The sequence below is a fragment of the Aestuariibaculum lutulentum genome (genome assembly GCF_032926325.1).
In the GTDB taxonomy this organism is placed as follows: Bacteria; Bacteroidota; Bacteroidia; order Flavobacteriales; family Flavobacteriaceae; genus Aestuariibaculum; species Aestuariibaculum lutulentum.
Genome location: NZ_CP136709.1, coordinates 3,031,796 through 3,050,088, shown reverse-complemented (window position 1 = coordinate 3,050,088; position 18,293 = coordinate 3,031,796). Strand labels below are relative to the sequence as shown.

The following is an 18,293-nucleotide window of genomic DNA, read 5'->3' as shown; positions in this document are numbered from 1 at the left end:
TTTAAATTCTTTATTCTTCTAATAGGTTAATTACTATTTTTTTATTGTCAACAGAAATATGATACTCACCTGATTCAAGTATTTTATTCCCAGAACTATCGACAAAACTTAAATCGCGAATAGGATTCAGATGAAATTCAAAAACTTCTGTCTTTCCTGCCTTAATTGATTTTTTCTCAAAAAACTTTAACTCCTTGTTAGGTCTTGAAATTGAACAAACAGGGTCCGAAACAAACCAATGCACAACATCTGCCCCATCAACATTAGATGCATTGGTTACCGGAATTTCAATTATTAGATTTTCATCTTTCCTCAGGTTAGTTTTTGAAGATTTTAAATCTCCATATTTAAAGTTTGAATAGCTTAATCCATGAGTAAAACCATAAAGAGGCTCTTTTGTAATATCCTGATACATACCTGACGTGGGACGTGCCTTTTTCCTCATATTATAGTAGATAGGTATTTGTCCTGTAGAAAAAGGAAAAGTCATCGCAAGTTTTCCTGAAGGGTTAATTCTTCCTGATAGAATACCAGCAACTGGTTTCCCTCCAATAACTCCAGGTTGCCACATTTCGATAATCCCATCAGAAAGCGGAGCTAAGCGGCTTAAATCTAATGGTCTCCCATTTGATAATAATAAAACAATAGGTTTCCCTAATTCACTTAGTTTTAAAAGTAAGTCCTCCTGAATTTTTGGAAGGGAAATTGTAGAACGTGAAGCATTTTCACCACTCCACGATTTTTTTTCTCCTAAACAAACAACGACTACCTCAGCCTTTCTAGCTACGTTAATAGCTTCAGTATATCCAGAAGTATCATTGCCATCAAAATCACAGCCCTGAGCATAAAATATTTTAGATTGTACAAACTCAGATTCTATTGCTTTATAAATACTTTCCACATCCTTGGCATCGCCATAAGCAGACCATGACCCCAAAAGATCTTCTTGATTTTTAGCCATCGGTCCTAAAACTGCTAAAGAAGAAACTTTGTTATCCAAAGGAAGAATATTATCTGAGTTCTTTAGTAGCACCATGGTTTCTTCAGCCAATTTTTCAGCTGTTGAAATATACTCAGGGAGCAGATAACGATTATTCTCACGAATTATAGGAACATATGGTTTATCAAATAAACCTAGTTGAAATTTAAGCTTTAAAACCCTGCTAACTGCATCATCTACACGATTTATCGAAACCTTGTTTTCTTTTACTAAATCAGAAATATGGTCAAGATAAAGTCGATCAGCCATATCCATATCAACACCTGCATTAATTGCTTTTAAAGTAGCTTCCTTATCTGAACCAGCAACACCTTGGTTTATTAGTTGTTTGACTGAGTTCCAATCCGACACTACAAAACCATCCATTTCCCATTTTTCTTTGAGTATTTCAGTTAACGTATAATAATTTGCACTAGCTGGCACCCCACTAATGTCGTTAAAACCGCTCATAACAGTCGCTGCTCCCGCATTAACTCCTGCTTCAAAAGATGGCAAATAGGTATCCCAAAGTGTTTGTTTTGAAATTTCGGTGTATATATAATCCTGGCCTCCCTCTGAAGCGCCATATCCAACATAATGCTTTAAACATGCGGCAATGGAGTTCTCATCTGCCAAATCATTACCTTGATATCCCTTTACTGAAGCTTTAGAAAAAACAGCATTTGTATAAGGGTCTTCACCATATCCTTCAGCAACTCTTCCCCATCTCGGATCACGAGCGACATCTACCATTGGAGAAAATGTCCAATCGATGCCCGAAACTTTTGACTCTTTGGCTGCCATTGCACAAGCTTGTTCAACCAATTCAGGATTCCATGAACATGCCTGAGCTAAGGAAATGGGATAAATTGTTTTAAACCCATGTATTATATCGTTGGCAAAAATTATTGGGATGCCTAAACGTGACTTCTCCATTGCCTTCTTCTGCAAATCGTTTCTAAGATTTGGATCTTGATTCACATAAATTATAGAACCTATCAATGGTGAAACCTTAGCCATTTCTCCACCAATATTATTCGCTGTCATATGTTTTCCAAAAGCCACCTGATTTAATTGATAAACCTTCTCTTCAAGTGTCATCCTTCCCAATAAATCTCTTACTCTATCTTCTATTGGAGCTTCTTGATTTTTGTAAACAACCAAATCTGAACTCTTCTCTTCAGAAGAACCACATCCAAATTCTGTTAGCAAACAAAAACCAATTACAGCTATAATTGCTTTACGGTATTTCATATATTTTTTCATAAAAAGCAATCAATTAAATTATGGCGCGGGATGTAGACCTTCCCATTTCACTGTCCAACTTCCATCATCAGGAAATCCTGGCGCATGTTTGTCTGGAGCTCCATCCCATCCAGCTGCCATCATAGCAACAGCATACAATAGTCCTCCGTTACCAGGTAAATATGGACAAGGCCCTCCGGTACACACCCCTCTTTCGTCGTAATAATTTTTCGTACCGGCATCAATAAGTAAAGCATCTACTGCCATTTTTGGTTCACCTAAACGAGCAGCTGCCATGGCAGTCCATGGAAAATCCCAACCCCAACAGCGCTTCCATTCCCAGGTTTCCCAAACTTTAAGTAAACTTCGATGAGCCGTTTCATAATCCATAGTATCATTTGGAGGCAACATTCCCCAAACTCCTACGGTATTAGGGTGTTCCCAGTTACGCTCTGTATAGGTATCTTCCCATTCTTTAGAATGAAGATATAAGCCATCCTTTACAGGTAATTCTTCAAGATTAGCTAAAACATCTTCCCAATCAGGGTTACGTTCTAACCCCATACGCTCCCTCCAAATTTGAGCATGTTCTAACCCCCATTTCCAATAGGCCAAATCAAAAATATCGTCTTTAGTTACACCCTGCTCGCTAGGAGGCATGACTGGTTCTAAATGATATACTCCTGTCTCTTCATCTCGAACGGCATAATCTACCATATGCTCCGCGGTTCCGTCAATAATTTCAGCCCATCGCTCAAGAGTTTCCTTATTGGGATTTAATCTATAATCTAACTCTGCAAAAAAGATTGGGTGTGGTTGTTTCCAAATCAAAATTTGATTGCCTACCCAAGGTGCTGTTCGGCCTTCAGGTCCAACAGATTTTTGCCATTTTAAACCTTTATAATCTAATTGTTCTGCTAAAGCACGTGCAGAAGGAATAAATCTTTCATATACATTAAGAGCTTCCTGAGGCAAATCCCATCTATCCCATAAAGCATAATGTGACAAATGCCACCAAATCATTTCCATATGAAACTGACCTCTCCAAGAATCTATTCCCATTAAACCAACTTCTGCCGGAGGATTACTTCCTTTAGATTGTGCAGCCATTAAATATTGTGAAAGCACAATTCGTCTCTCCAATTCCTTCCATCTTGGATCTTTACTTTCAGATAAATCAATAGCCCCACCACTTTTCCAAAAAGATGGCCAATATGCTTCACTTGAAGCTTTAGTCTCATTTACGTCAGGCAAATTATATGATATTGGACTTTTTGAAAAAGCACAGGAAAACTTAATACTATTCGTATTATCGGCTATTAACTGACACGTATTAGGAGCTTTATTACTATCAAATTGAATAGCAGTATCAGAGCTCCAATTAATCGTTGCATAATAACTAACATCATCCATTTCTCTCTTAAAATCAGCCTGATTACTCTCATTTGGGTCATTCAATAAAATTGTATTGTTGCCTTGATGCTCATCGAAATCACCTACCCAAGCAAGTCTTCTATTTATAGATGGATATGGAAAGTCTATGCTTATTTGTAAAACACCTTTTTTAAGCAATTCTGACTCAACATCAACAGAAACCAAATCTTTATCAGGGTGGACACTAGTTGTAACATTAACTTGTTCTCCATCTATGGTAAAACTTGAAGTTAAAACACCAGACCATAAATCATAGGTTCTATCTATGTTCTGAATATCTTTCTCTTCTAATTCATTACCATCTGTTCTGATTAAACGTATTCTTCCTAAGTTGTAACTATGAGGATTATCAAACATCCATTGCCGCAATTCTGATTTATCCTCAGGAAATTCATCAAGACCTGTATTTCTTCCCTGTTGGAAGGTACCTGTTTCAGGTATATCTTCGGCTGAAATACCTTCCGGAAGAGGAAATGAATGCCAAGCCCAATGAGACATGGAACTACCTCCAAATGTTTGCAAACCTGTTCCGTCGGCATTAAAACAAAACTCTCCATTCCCTAAAGGAATTTGTCCATTTACATCATTCAAATTAATATTATGTCTTGTAACCAAAGCATAGCGATCTATTGGTTCATCAGGCTTTTTTTTGTCGTCTGTTTTACAAGAGTAAATTGATAAACACACAAGCAAAAGCATATTTAAAGCCTTTATATTTTTATTGAATATTGAAAATTTATAAGTTTTCATATTTTGATAATTTACCTTAGTTGCTTATTGGTTTAATTGTTATGGTTCTTTCGTATTTTTTAGGAAATACTCTATAAGAATTAAGAACTGGTTGCGACGTATCTCCAACACCAGTGGTGTCATAATCTAAATTAAGAGTTATACCTTCCGCCTTTTTTAATTGAAATGCGTACAGTGCTTTTGTTATATTCTCTGTTGTAAATGCATGCGCATTGAAATTGAAGTGATCATTCATTGAAAATTCTAGACCATTCCCTTCTTTATCAGTCATTCTTAAATAACGATTATCCATTCTTAACCCGTAATCCTGAGGCACTAAATAAGGCTCAAACATATTATCTACAGTAGAATTGTAAATTCCCAATTTATATCCAGTCTTTCTGTCAGGATAATTCTCCTGAGGACCTCTACCGTACCATTCTACCTGATCATAGCTATTATCCAACATCAGAGATATTCCTATTCTTGGTAGAAGCTGCGGCATTTTACCTTGTGGCATCACCTGATGGTTAACCTCTACAAGACCATCTCCATAGAAACTATACTCATAAATACTTTCAAAGCCTCCTAATTGCCCTGCTGCTCCTCCCTCAATAAGAAAATCTAAGGAAGAGGCTTTACTATCCTGACGTGTAAGAGCTACTTCTCGAACATAAATTGAAACCACTCCATCTGCTTCATTTGCTCTAACTTCTAATGGAATAAAATCCAGTTGATCGATACCATTAGAATATAAATCCGTTGCCATAGTTCTTCCATATTCAGGTTTCCATGATGGTGCGATGAAACTATAACCAGCCCATCTGTCATTTTGGTTATTAACCGGGGCTCTCCATACATTTAATTTAATAGGAGCTACGAGTAATTCTTTTCCATTAACAACCATAGACTTTAATTCTCCTGTAGTCTTATCCAATAGGTAGGTAAAATTATCTCCGTGGATTACATAATCTCCTTCCTGATTTTTAAGAGATATTGAAGCATCAGTCTCGTAAGATTTTGTTTTTAAAACATTCCAGTGTTTTAATTCAAATTGATCCCATGAAACCTCATGCCCCTTTACTGCCCATATCTCATCTTTTCTTAAAACGGAACTAATATTTAGTCTATATTCTTTTCCAGGAATAATGTTAGGCTTTGTATAATTTATTATTGTAGTCAGTCTCGATCTAGGCTGTAAATCCAGATCTATAACTCCTTCTTGAAGCACTTTATCATCTTCTGTTAATGTCCAAGTAGTTTTCCAAAAAGAAGCATTTGTAAAATCACTTCTATTCCACACCTCAACAATTCCTTTATCGTTGTTTAATAATCTAAATGATAAAGGTTGTGGAGATTTTTTCATTTGCCATAATTCTGGTTGAGGCTGGCGATCTGGCCAAATACTACCATAGGTTCTTGCGGCCATACCATTGCTGTAATAAGTCCCTCCATTACTTTCTTCTTCAAAATCCAACCATAAAACAGTATCTGAAACATTAATTTCTTCTGTTGGATTTACAGCCTTATCTAATACTCTAACATTATCAATCTGAGCATCACATATATAAACCTTAGTATCCTGAGTATGTATTTCTGCATTTCTTCCAATATTTACAGGGAAAGGTAAATTTTTAATATTACCACTTACAGACTTAACAGCTACCTCAACTTTATCAATAAACAATTTCATTTGTTTACCATCATAAACTGCTGCTATGTTATGCCAGTTATTCTCCCAATCTGATGGTAAATCGGCACTTAATACATGTTTGGCTTTTGTGAAAATGTAAAAATCCAAAGAATCATTTCCATTTTGTACTAAACCAAATTGGTTACTTCCTTTAGTTAAAAATGACCCGGAACTACTATTAAGAGGTCTTGGATATACATCCATAGATATCGATAGTTGATCTCCAGAAATTTCTAAATTGTTATTTCTATAAACTTCTACCCATTCATCATGTCCATTCAGGTCAAGCACTTTACTTGATTCACTATCTACAAGTTTTGAATTACCCATGGCATGCAAAGGTGTATTATATGGAGATTTGTCCTTTAGAATACGAACATTATCTGTAAGTCCATTACTTACGAAATCCCAAATAGCACCTCCCATAACTCTTGGGTGTGTATAAATTCCTCTCCAATATTCATCCAATGCTCCTCCTCCATTACCTGTAACCGATAAATATTCATCCATAAATGAAGGACGACTATCTGTTGTATCTAAACCCAGGTTGATTTCTTCCTGCATTGGTGACGGATAACGAGGCCCAATAATATCCTCTGCCGGGTGAACCATATCATTTCCTCCATACATCCACAATCTCGTTGGATCCAGCTTTTTTCCTTCCTTAACAACTTCTGTAATATTCATGCCTTCACCACTTTCATTTCCGGCACTCCAAAACAAAATACTTGGATGATTACGATCTCTAAGAACAGCTTTTCTAGTTCTATCTTTATACATTTCTGTATACTCTGGCATATCTGAGACGAATTGAGTAGCATGACACTCATTACCTACCTCATCAACAATGAACAGACCATATTCATCAGCTAGTTCTAAATATCGATTTACCGGGATATAGTGTGAAATGCGAACAAGATTGAAATTAAATTGTTTTAAAATTTCCATATCCTTTCTGATTGTAGCCTCATCGACTACATGTCCCATCTCAGGATGTTGCATATGGGTATTTGTTCCATTAAGCTTTATTGGCAGACCATTGAAATAAAAAACATTACCTCGAATTTCAGTTTTTTGAAAACCCATTCTGGTATCAATCTGATCTACAACTTCACCCGAGCTATCTAATAACTGTAATTTTAAGTCATATAGAACAGGTGTATCAGGTGTCCATTTAAGAGGTTTTTTTATTAATTCATTTAGATTAATGGTTTGTTTTCCTTTATTCAAACTGAATTTTGAGCTTTTTAAAACCGAAATATTTTTTCCATTTTTTTGCAAAATAGCCTGAACCTTGTAATTATTTATTTTCTGACCATAATTTTTAATATCAAGATTTATCGAAAGTTTAGAATCTGTATAAGTTTCATCAAAATCGGTGATAACCTGCCAATCAAAAAGTCTTACTTTAGGCGTTGCATATACCCAAACATCATCAAAAACACCTGCCAATCTCCAATAATCTTGTCCTTCTAAGTAGTATCCATCTGAAAATTTCAAAACAAAAATCGCAATGGTATTTTCACCTGGTTTTAGATAAGATGTGATATTATATTCTGACGGCTCGTGCGCTCCTTCATTATAGCCTACTTCCTGACCATTTACCCATACGAAAGATGCTGAAGCTACTTTCTCTAAATGTAAAAACACTTCATCTCCATTCCAATCTTGTGGTAGGTTAAAAGATTTCCTGTAAGCACCTGTAGGGTTGTATTCTTTAGGAACCTCCGGAAGAACAATAGCAAATTCACTTGCATTTTTTTTACTCTCCTTATTTTCTACAAATTCATAACCTAAGCCTATATTTCTAAACATTCTATCACCGTACCCATGCATTTCCCAATTTGAGGGCACAGAAATATCGTCCCAATTTGTATCGTCAAAATCATCTTTATAGAAATCCCCTGGTATCCCTTCTGGAACATCACTATACATAAACTTCCAGTCTCCGTTAAGTAAAATATTTTTTTTAGGAATATTAAAAGCCCTTGCTTCTTCCTGTCCCTTTTCAAAAACATCGGTATTTTCTATATAACTAGATAAATTATTTAGAAAACCTCCTTCCTGGGCCAATACCCCTGTAATATTAATTAGGAAAACTGTTAGTAAAGTTATTCTTCTCATTATTAGCTCTTTTTATTTTTAGTCTCTTTTAGTTTTGATATTGGTTATTTTATACCTGTAAAGTCTTTGGAGTTTAAATACTTGTCTGTAATTGTAATGCTATATATAGCTCCTTTAAACCAAGACAGTTTATTTTGGCGTACACCTATAGAGGTTTGTCCTTCTGTTATTGGCTTATATTCAACATTTCCTTCCAATTCCTTTTTTCCATTAACATAAGTGGCTTGTTCCCCATCTTTAACTGTAAAAGCAATATGATACCACTCCCCTAAAGGATGGGAATATTCTGGTGACATTAAGACCACCCATTTTTCTTTAGATTCAAACATGCCGTCCAGATACCAGGTATCTTCACCTGATCGCATTTCCATTAGTGAACGATCTTTACTAACTGTACCGGTATGAAAATAGCGTTGCTCCTCAAAACCACCTTTATCAAATCGAATAATCATTTCAACTGTAAATTCATTAAGGTTTTTTATGGGCATATCTTCTAAAAACAAAGCATCATCCACACCATCAAACTCAACAGCTTTACCATATGGTGATTCTATCAATTTAGGGTTTCCATTCACTAAAACGCCCTCTTTAGATTGAAGCAAATCTGACATTACCCAAACTATCTTACCATTATCTCGACTAACCCCTGAACAGGAGATAAACATCAAAACTAAAGAGAGATTCATTACATAGTGACTAACACGTTTCATATTTTGTATAATGTTTTTATAATATTATTTCTTTCTAATTTTTCAGTATTAATGATTATTCTCCTTTCAAAACTGTAAGACTTAACCATTCATGAAATCTGTCTATCCAACTATCAACAGGCAGGTTCTTTTTATCCATTCCAAAACCATGACCTCCCTTAGAATACACATGAAGTTCTGCTGATTTACCAGCATCCCGCCAAGCCTTAAAAACTTCCGGACTATTAGCAGCAATAAAATCGTCGGCAGCACATAAAATAAACACTGGAGGTACACTTGCTGGTACTTCGGCATCATTTAACCATCCTCCATAAATTAATCCTGCAAAATTCAATTGATCTTCAGGTGAAACATTAAGGATAGTATGCATGGTTACACCTGCTCCTGCGGAAAAACCAATCATTCCAATTTTATTGGGGTCAACACCGAAGCTTTTACTGTTTTCTCGAACATACTGAACAGCTTTAATACCATCATCCCCACCATAAAAAACTGGTTTTTCAGGCACCTCTCTTTTACCCTTTTCTTTTTTTAATGACTTCCCAAAGTTATTCCAGAACTCCTTAAATTCAGATTTATCAATTGGTGTTTTATTAAGTCTGTATTTTAAAACAAATGCCGTAATCCCTTTTTTAACTAACCACTCTGCAACTGCAGTTCCCTCACTTTCATAAGACAACCATACATTCCCTCCTCCAGGACAAATTATTACAGCTGTTCCATTGGCTATTGACTCTTCTGGAACATACACTTCTAATGTTGGATCTACCACATTCCTAAGCATTCTTGTATTTGTTCCTGAATTATAAAATTCAATTTCCTGATAATTCCAATTTTCAGAACCCGGAGCTTTTCCTTCATACAGCCGTATAATCTCTTGCGAATTACCAAGCGTAACAGAAACAAGCATAGCAACCAGTAAAAAATATTTCATAATAATTTGTTCTTGAGATTATTCATTAAACTTAAACCAATCCAAATCCAAAAGATCTTTACCTTCTCCTCTAAAGCTTATAAAAACAGCGTGTTCTCCTTCTATTGGTTTTATTGGAAAGTTTATTACTATCCATTCTGAGTTCTCAACTTTTTTTATTGTATAACTTCCTAAGGTAGGTCCCCAAGGCTGATCTTGTTTTATAACAACAGTCCCTCCATTAAGAGGTTTTATTCGCATTTCAATAGAACTCGCTCCTCCTTTAAAATTAAAATTTTTATAAGCCACATTATCTGAAGGATTAATAGCTGTTAACATTTCATTCCCTTCTTCAAACAGAACAATCCTAACATTTCCATTCAACAGACAGGCTCTTTCCGCTTCAGTTTTAAGAAAGGCATTCAAGGGAGGACCTGCACCTTGGGATGTCATTTCTACTTCGTTAATTGTTCCATCTTCATTAAAGAAAATTGGCTCTATACAAGCTTTTCGCATTGTACTACTATTGTGTGTTGATCTGTGATAAAAAACAAACCAGTTACTATTAAACTCGACTATTGATCCATGGTTATTCCAGTTCGACGGGTCTGAATTATCGTTATCAATTATTACTCCCTGATATTTATATGGTCCTGTTGGGTTTTTACTGGTAGCATAGCCAATACAAGTTGGTCTGTTAGCTCGACTTATATCTGTATAAACCAAGTAATAAAGACCATCTCTCTTGGTCATAAAAGCTCCCTCATGGAAGTAATGCTCGTTTTCGGTAAGTATATTTGAAACAATTGATGATGTATCAACTTCTACCATGTTAGGCCTTAACTTAGCTATCTTAGCATTAAATTGCCCCCATACGTAATATGCTTGGCCATCATCATCAATAAAAACTGATGGATCTATTTCTTCAATACCGCCAACATCTAGTTTAACTCCTTTAGTAAATGGCCCTTGTGGATTTTCACTTATGGCTACACCCTCAGCAGAATTCTTATCAGAAAGACAATAGTATAAATAATACCTCCCATTGTTATACTGGCAATCTGGCGCATATAAATAAGCATCATTATAAGCTACCTGATCACTATCTCCTTTTGAAGAAAATGAATTTGAACTTACCTCCCAATTAACTAAATCTGAAGTACTTAAAATATCATAGCTATTAGAGCAGTAATACTCTGTGCTCTCATCTTTTGAGCCATAAACATATAACTTGCCATCGTTCCAAACTTTAGCCGAAGGGTCAGCAAAATATACTCCTGATGGTACTATAGGATTTTGTGCTTCAATAGTTTTAGAAAACAAGAAACTTAAAACAAGAGCTATATAATATTTTGAGTAAGCCATAAAGATCTATTCGTTTGAATTAACTAATTCAACTTCTATCTCCTGAGGTTTTTTATAAGTTGTTTTCACAGATCCATTCGGTAATTTTTCATGTCTTAACTCTAACAATCCATAAGGGGTTGGGAAGGTGCCTTCCACCCAATTTAAATCACCTAAATGTGGTTCAATAACTATCTTCTTGCATCCCGGATCAACGACATTAACCCCCAAAACATAACGACTTAACCATGCCGTAGGGCCTGATGCCCAACCATGACATAGGCTATGTCTGTAACCTACGTAACAATAGTCTCCATATTCACCATGAACATCAACTTTATTGTCCGGAACAACCTCATCAATACGCGCTGCATTTTCTTTCCAATCTATATTAAAATCTTCCCAAAACGTGGTCGCACCTAAATCTAACATAGCTCCCCAATATTCACGAATATTATCTATAGCTCCTTGATAGTCGCCTGCCATAGCTCTTGCTATAAGCATATAATACCCATAAAAAGTTGACATATTCTTTACACCATTTTGAGCTAACATGCTTTTATTTGAAACTTCCGGAGAAACCAAATTCGCCATAGCTAATAATGCGGCTGCCTGTTTTGACCCTGCCATTGATGGGGTGTGTTTTTTCAATTTTTTAACTGAAGCCTCACATAATTGTACTGTCTCCTTATCTCCTAGAATTTCACTTAGCTCTTTACCTGCTTCAAACCCTAATAACATAAGCGAATGAAGTCCAGCATGAATAGCATCTTTATTTTCACTTGATGGCCAGTCTAAAAAGCGTTCTCCATCTAAACTTTCACTACCATCCTCTTTTATTTTATCCGATAGCTGATTTAATAATCCTGTTAAATATTCCTTTTGTTTTTTAAGGTATTCTAAATCTCCCTGATAATAATACCAGTCTCTTTGAATAAGAATCCACCAAATGGAATATGACCCAATGCCATTCATATAATTTGGTAATGGCGTTTGTTTTTTAACAAAATCTAATGTTTTAGGCACGACTTCATTATATCCAAACACAGAATTAATAGTCATAACTTCTGGATGCATGTCTCCAACCCAAATTAATCGATCTCTTTTAATCCCATCCCACAAATAGTCCTGCATGTTTAAATGAACTGTATATGCACCTGTCATCCAAATATCATTGAGCCTTTGGTCATTACATTTAAAAGAACCTTTATAAGGAATATCTCTATACCTAAATACAGCACTTATTTCTTTAATAAAAACTCGTGAATTTGGGTCAACTAAGTCAATACGAACAAATCGGAAACCTGATTCTCCAACATTTATCCTACCTAGTTTAGGAACTAAAATTTCAAAATCTCTTATGGCATGGTCATTTGTTGCTCCATTTTCACCAACATTACTCATTACTTCGGCCACAGACTCTCCAAACCTAATACGTAATGTTCCCGCTGGATTCATATTTCCCCTTGGAAGAACTATTTCTATTCCGCCTTGAATTTCTCTTCCAAAGTCCAGAATAATACCATGCTTAGAAATACTGTCATTTCTAATCATTAAAAAATCATTCCTCCTCAAATCAGCTTGGCCTGACCCAGGTTTTAATACATATTCTGAATTCTTTATAAACTCTCCTGATTCATCCGTTTTCCAGACAATTCGAGATGGCGTTATGTATTTTGTTGTTAGACTTGTACTTCTCACTAATGCGGTATCCATGGATTGAAATACCGGAGGTAGCTGAGCTTCTGCTTTCAATACAAAAGCTAAACAAATCATAATTGTAAATACGTTTTTCATTATGCGGTTTAAATATCTTATTTAGTTTTTTACAATGACTGGTCAGGTCATTAGGGCTGGTTTCAATACAATTAATTTACAACTTAAATTCCACCTAATTGAAACCCTTTATCTCAAATATATCCAACAATTAATTAAATCAAGTAAAGCTAATCTCGCCCATATAAGAGATGCGTTCATTTGGTTTAGGAACACTGTTCGCATTATTTAGGATATTGATTAACAACAACTTGAACCAAACATCTTAAATTACAACTTAATCACTTGGTTTATCTTTTTTAAGCATTATTTCTATCAATTCGCGTTCCTCCTTGTTCGGGTTATCCTCTACTACACTTTCATCTACATCAAAAATCATTGTGCTTCGTGTATCCAATGAATACGAAGGCCATTCTAACGCTGTTGTACTTGGATCACTCTTTCTTGCAAATTCAGCCCAAGCATTAGCCATCTGTCTTGACAATTGCTCCGATTCCGGATAAAGCGTTAATCGCATCACTAAAGGAAGATCATAAGTATGAAAAGCTCTGAGTTTCCCATTTTCAATTGGAGTATTATACTGGCTTAAATACATCCATACCTTTGATTTTTTATTAGCTAATTGCAATTCCGCTAATTTATTGGCAGACCTCCTAAAGCTGCGATCTGATGATATTCTAAAATATAAATCACTCAAAGAATCTTCCGGATAATCTCGTTGATAGAGTTTCAGTAGCCCATCCACATTATCTTCAGAAATTCCATCTTTAATTAGATTGTTTTTTAAACCCTTTAAATCCAAAGTAAAAAGTGTTGAATCTTGTTGTCTGAATAACGTGGTTTCATCCTTGCATGTTCCTATTAATAAGGGAATACCAATTGATTCGTCAGGAGCATCAGGATAAAAAGGATGTCTTTTTAAGGAATAACCATCTACAACAGGACCAAAACCAAAAGCTTTTTGCATGAGTATATCAGCCGGAACAGATAGTAATTCCTCTACAGAACCAACTTGAATTTCAGACATAAAGTCTCTGATTTTTGTATCAGCCTCCTCTTTCTCGCTCATTTTTATTCCAGCACCACTCATTATGGCTGCCTTATGAAATAATCCCTTTGCCCCAGGCATAGCCAAAAGACAACTTACTTTTGCAGCTCCACCTGATTCTCCAAAAATCATAACATTATTAGGATCTCCACCAAAGTTTTGAATATTGTCACGCACCCATTCTAACGATGCAATAAGATCCAATTGCCCTGGATTTCCTATTTTATATTTATCATCAATCCCTCCTAGATAAGCATAACCAAAAACACTCAAACGGTGATTAACACCAACTAAAACAACATTCTGCTCCTTAACGAACTTATCGGAAAAAACACTAAGCAAACCGCCTCCATCTTTAAAACCTCCACCATGAAAATAAACCATAACTGGAAGTTTTCCTTTTAAATCAGAACTAAGAACATTTAGGTTTAAGCAATCTTCGCTCATTCCCTGTTTTGACAATTCAAACCTATCTTCTCTACCTCCAGAAAACCAAGGTCCTAATTGATTCGTTTCAAAAATACTTCTGCCTGTTTGGTAACATCGATCACCATTAGTTGTACATTCTCTTACTCCACTCCATTTTTCAGGCCTTTGGGGTGGCAAAAATCTGTTCTCTCCACCAGTATCTGCACCATAAGGGATACCACGGAATATTTTAACACCATTAAACTGATAGCCCTTAACTTTCCCATATGCAGTTTCTGTAATGAGTTCTGAAGTCTTAGATTTACCTGAATTACAGTTCACATTAATAAATCCTAAAACCATAAAAAATATAAGTCTATAAAAATTAAGTTTCATATTAGCTTCGGTTTAAAATTTTATTAGCAAGATCCCTAGCTTCCCGATCTGGATCATTACGAACCTCACAGATATCGTTTAAAATCATAACAGCTCCCTTTTCATCATCGTATGCAGGCCAATGTGGAATTCCTGAATGATTTGGATTTCCCGTTCTTGCAAAATTGGTCAAAGCCAACCCCATTTTTTCAGCCAATTTACGTGGCCTACTTCCTCCTCCTGTAATCGTATCCATAATGTCTGTAGTATTAAACCAAAATGGCAAATCGCTATTATGATAAGCTCTAGGTCTACCATCATATAAAGGGGTCGCCCAATCAAATAAATAATTGTAAACCACACCTCCATTAGCTGATTGCCTTTTAGCCTGCTTGATTTGACCATTTCTACCTGCCAACAACGACCATATTTCAACTGGTTTTTTATTGGGAAATGCCTTAGCGTAAGCCATGACTACATCTCTGGTTTTCTCACCAAAATTCAAATTCCCAACAAAATATCCCTTACCTCCTTGGTTATTTTCAATACGATTTATTAATTCTTCAAATGAAATATCTTCTAGTTCTGGATTATCACGACTTGGAGAGAACTCGGCAGTCGTACTTCCTATTATCATTGGAATTCGAGCTGAAATTAAAGGAGCCTGTGGTTCAAATGGATGTTGGGGTATATTTAAATTATCTAAACACGGTGAAAACACTCCAGACCTTAAACCCGGATTATTTCTTGTTACTTTATACAGATCAACCCACGACATCTCCTGAAGTTGATCAATTTGTTTTGATGAAATACCCAATGCATCAATAAAGGATTGAGCTATTTGAGCTTGCGTATCATAACTGGATAATTTTAAAGCTGCTCCACTAATAGTTACTGCTTTATGAAAAAGACCATTAGCAGCAGGCATTGCCATTAAAGTACTAACCTTTGCCCCTCCTCCTGATTGGCCAAATATTGTAACATTAGAAGGGTCTCCTCCAAAATTAGATATATTTTCATTTACCCATTTTAAAGCCTGAACACAGTCCAGCATACCGGCAGTACCAGAGTCTTTATACTTTTCACCACCTATCTCTCTTAAATTAAGAAACCCAAATAGGTTTAATCTATGATTAACCGTTACAACCACTACTTCATCTAGAGCACTAAGATTCTCTCCTATATAAGCTTCTATTTGAATTGATGAGCCTCCTGCAAAACCTCCACCATGAAACCAAACTAACACAGGTCTTTTGGTATTATCATTAATTTCAGGAGTCCATACATTTAGAGACAAACAATCTTCACCATATCTTTTTTCTGCCCAATCAAATGTAAACCAATCATTAAAATGACTAAAATCTGCCTCCATAGGATCTCCCAATCCACCTCCTTGTGGGGCAGCGTTGCCCCAGGCTAAAGCATTACGAATACCCGCCCAACTTTTAGGTTCAATTGGAGCCATGAATCTATTTTTACCCGCAGTTGAATCTCCATACGGTATGCCTTTATAAGTATAAATATTATTACGTCGAAACCCTCTTATTTTCCCATATTTGGTTTCAACAATAGCTCCTTTCTCAGATACCTCTACAACTTGTTTATCTTCATCCTTCAGCTTTTTATTCTCAGAAGAACAAGAAACCAAAGATAATCCTCCAACACCTAGTGACGTTGCACTAGCTCCTACTACTTTTAAGAACTCTCTTCTATTATTTTGCATATTTAAGTAAGATTAAGTTAGGACAAATAGAGCCCTATAGAATTTTAAAATTCTATTCCAATAGGGAATAATTTTTAACAAACTATGAGATTAGATGAAAGAAACTTGTGTCAAATTGTAGACTAACACAAATTAAAAAGGTCTTCTCTTTAAATAGTAAAACTGAAGATTAAATACCTTAATTTGACACAAGTTCTTCCTGAAAGTCAATTAACTTTCAAATAATAAACAAAAAACTAAACTAATACCCTGGTTGAGGAAAACCTCCCATTAAATCAATCTCAGATTGAGGTATAGGATAATTGACCATATGAGGTTGCATAATTCTATTTGATACATTTGTAGAGTTTGAACCCACCATAAAATGTAGATTTACCCTTTCTACTAATAGCCCCAGTCTTTTAAGTACAAACCAACGAGAATGTTCTAATGCCATCTCACGTGCATGCTCTTCTAAATAAGTATCTAAAGTGATAGAAGTATAGTCAAAAGAAGAATCGTTATTGAAAGCTCTTCTTCTAACCTTATTAATATATTCCAAAGCTTTAGCATCTGTACTTCCACCTAATCTCCAATGTGCTTCTGCTCCAAATAGTAATGTTTCAGCAAATCTGTAATGAATATAGTTTTGATAACTATCTGTTGAAGTTGCTGGTTTATTTTCGTCATGGAACTTTCTTAAACTAAAATGGAATCTTCTATAGTTATCTTCTGTAGATACAAAAGGCTGTCCATAATTTGGATGATCAGGGTTATTTACTACATATGTGCTAGGGTCATAATAATATGTTGTAAATCTATTGTCGTTATCCTGGTCATATAATGACTCAAGGTAATCGTTAGGGAATGCCCAACCAAACGACTGACCTCCATATTCAACGGCCTGAATTATTTCGCCACTTCCAGCTTCATAAAGTCTATTAACAAACATACTTGCAAATGCTGTTGCACCTCCACCTGCTGAAGCATTACCACTAGCAAGTTCCTGATCAAACATATATGTATATAAAGACTCGGCATGAATTCTGTCTCCAGAAAATACTTCATCTAATCCTACTAAATAATGAGTAGCATTTTCTACAATAGCATCATACTGATCTGCAGCTTCCTGCCAATCTTCCTGCCACATAGCAGCGTTTCCTCTAATGTGTCTAACAACACCTTGACCATAACGTCCTAACTCTGCTGTCCAATCAAGTTTAGAAATAGCGAAATCTAAATCACTATTAACTAAAGCCCAAATATCAGCAGGATCTGCAGGCACATATTCTACAGCTGTATTTGGTTCTGTTTTAAGCACTATATTATTATAAATCGTATAAGCCTCCATATAAACCTCTGCTCTCATAGCACGTGCCTGAGCTACCAGTTTATCTTTCTTATTCTGATCCATGTCAATACCCTCAGCCTTTGCAATTATAACATTACATCTTTCAATAATTTGATACAATTGATTCCATTTTCCTGTAGGACCTATACTAGTAGGACTATATTGACTAGGATCGTACGCCCAACTTGATGCTATCCTAGCTATACCTAAATCAGTTGCTATTCGGAAAAACCCACTAGCCTGAATTGGCGCATCAGTCCCTGCCGGGTAATATAACTCACGCATAAGATTATAAAGGCCTGTAATACCAGACTCTAATCCTGCCTCAGTTGATAAAAATTCTGAGTCTATAACATCAATCGGTGTTTCTTCTAATAAATCATCACAAGACACGATTAGTAAAATTGACAATAATAGAATATAAACACTTTTTATTTTATATAAATTTTTAATTGTTTTCAT

Annotated in this window: 10 protein-coding genes; all 10 read right to left on the bottom strand. The window is 35.5% G+C overall.

Annotated elements, in window-relative coordinates; genetic code table 11:
• Positions 1–10: 10 nt before the first annotated feature.
• The 10 genes from R1X58_RS13065 to R1X58_RS13020 all read right to left on the bottom strand — a co-directional run bounded on the left by R1X58_RS13065 (position 11) and on the right by R1X58_RS13020 (position 18,293).
• Positions 11–2,233, bottom strand: a complete 2,223-nt coding sequence (locus R1X58_RS13065) for a glycoside hydrolase family 3 N-terminal domain-containing protein (protein WP_240574464.1) — start codon at positions 2,231–2,233, stop codon at positions 11–13.
• 30 nt (positions 2,234–2,263) lie between these two features.
• A complete protein-coding gene (locus R1X58_RS13060; RefSeq protein ID WP_240574466.1) occupies positions 2,264–4,408 on the bottom strand; it encodes a hypothetical protein in 2,145 nt (714 codons plus the stop codon).
• A 16-nt stretch (positions 4,409–4,424) separates the two neighbouring features.
• On the bottom strand, positions 4,425–8,204 hold the full coding sequence (locus tag R1X58_RS13055; RefSeq protein ID WP_240574468.1) for a beta-galactosidase small subunit-related protein: 3,780 nt from the start codon (positions 8,202–8,204) through the stop codon (positions 4,425–4,427).
• 44 nt (positions 8,205–8,248) lie between these two features.
• Positions 8,249–8,914 carry a LamG domain-containing protein gene (locus R1X58_RS13050; protein ID WP_240574470.1) on the bottom strand — a complete coding sequence of 222 codons (666 nt, stop codon included), beginning with the start codon at positions 8,912–8,914 and terminating at the stop codon, positions 8,249–8,251.
• Positions 8,915–8,969: 55 nt separating this feature from the next.
• Entirely contained in the window at positions 8,970–9,848 is an 879-nt protein-coding gene (locus R1X58_RS13045) for an alpha/beta hydrolase (RefSeq protein ID WP_240574481.1), read from the bottom strand.
• A gap of 18 nt (positions 9,849–9,866) precedes the next feature.
• Positions 9,867–11,192: a family 43 glycosylhydrolase gene (locus R1X58_RS13040; RefSeq protein ID WP_240574483.1), complete on the bottom strand. Its 1,326-nt coding sequence runs from the start codon at positions 11,190–11,192 to the stop codon at positions 9,867–9,869.
• A 6-nt stretch (positions 11,193–11,198) separates the two neighbouring features.
• Complete coding sequence (locus R1X58_RS13035) at positions 11,199–12,968, bottom strand: alpha-L-rhamnosidase-related protein (RefSeq protein ID WP_240574485.1); 1,770 nt, start codon at positions 12,966–12,968, stop codon at positions 11,199–11,201.
• A gap of 256 nt (positions 12,969–13,224) precedes the next feature.
• Positions 13,225–14,745 (bottom strand): carboxylesterase/lipase family protein, encoded by a 1,521-nt coding sequence (locus R1X58_RS13030; protein WP_317292985.1) that lies wholly within the window; start codon positions 14,743–14,745, stop codon positions 13,225–13,227.
• Between the two features lie 55 nt (positions 14,746–14,800).
• The gene (locus R1X58_RS13025) at positions 14,801–16,501 is read right to left on the bottom strand and encodes a carboxylesterase/lipase family protein (RefSeq protein WP_240574489.1); all 1,701 of its coding nucleotides are present in this window, start codon (positions 16,499–16,501) and stop codon (positions 14,801–14,803) included.
• A gap of 241 nt (positions 16,502–16,742) precedes the next feature.
• On the bottom strand, positions 16,743–18,293 hold the full coding sequence (locus R1X58_RS13020; protein ID WP_240574491.1) for a RagB/SusD family nutrient uptake outer membrane protein: 1,551 nt from the start codon (positions 18,291–18,293) through the stop codon (positions 16,743–16,745).

Coding starts and splice junctions, on each gene's coding strand:
- R1X58_RS13065 (WP_240574464.1), bottom strand. CDS start 2,233: ATGAAATACCGTAAAGCAATTATAGCTGTAATTGGTTTTTGTTTGCTA.
- R1X58_RS13060 (WP_240574466.1), bottom strand. CDS start 4,408: ATGAAAACTTATAAATTTTCAATATTCAATAAAAATATAAAGGCTTTA.
- R1X58_RS13055 (WP_240574468.1), bottom strand. CDS start 8,204: ATGAGAAGAATAACTTTACTAACAGTTTTCCTAATTAATATTACAGGG.
- R1X58_RS13050 (WP_240574470.1), bottom strand. CDS start 8,914: ATGAAACGTGTTAGTCACTATGTAATGAATCTCTCTTTAGTTTTGATG.
- R1X58_RS13045 (WP_240574481.1), bottom strand. CDS start 9,848: ATGAAATATTTTTTACTGGTTGCTATGCTTGTTTCTGTTACGCTTGGT.
- R1X58_RS13040 (WP_240574483.1), bottom strand. CDS start 11,192: ATGGCTTACTCAAAATATTATATAGCTCTTGTTTTAAGTTTCTTGTTT.
- R1X58_RS13035 (WP_240574485.1), bottom strand. CDS start 12,968: ATGAAAAACGTATTTACAATTATGATTTGTTTAGCTTTTGTATTGAAA.
- R1X58_RS13025 (WP_240574489.1), bottom strand. CDS start 16,501: ATGCAAAATAATAGAAGAGAGTTCTTAAAAGTAGTAGGAGCTAGTGCA.
- R1X58_RS13020 (WP_240574491.1), bottom strand. CDS start 18,293: ATGAAAACAATTAAAAATTTATATAAAATAAAAAGTGTTTATATTCTA.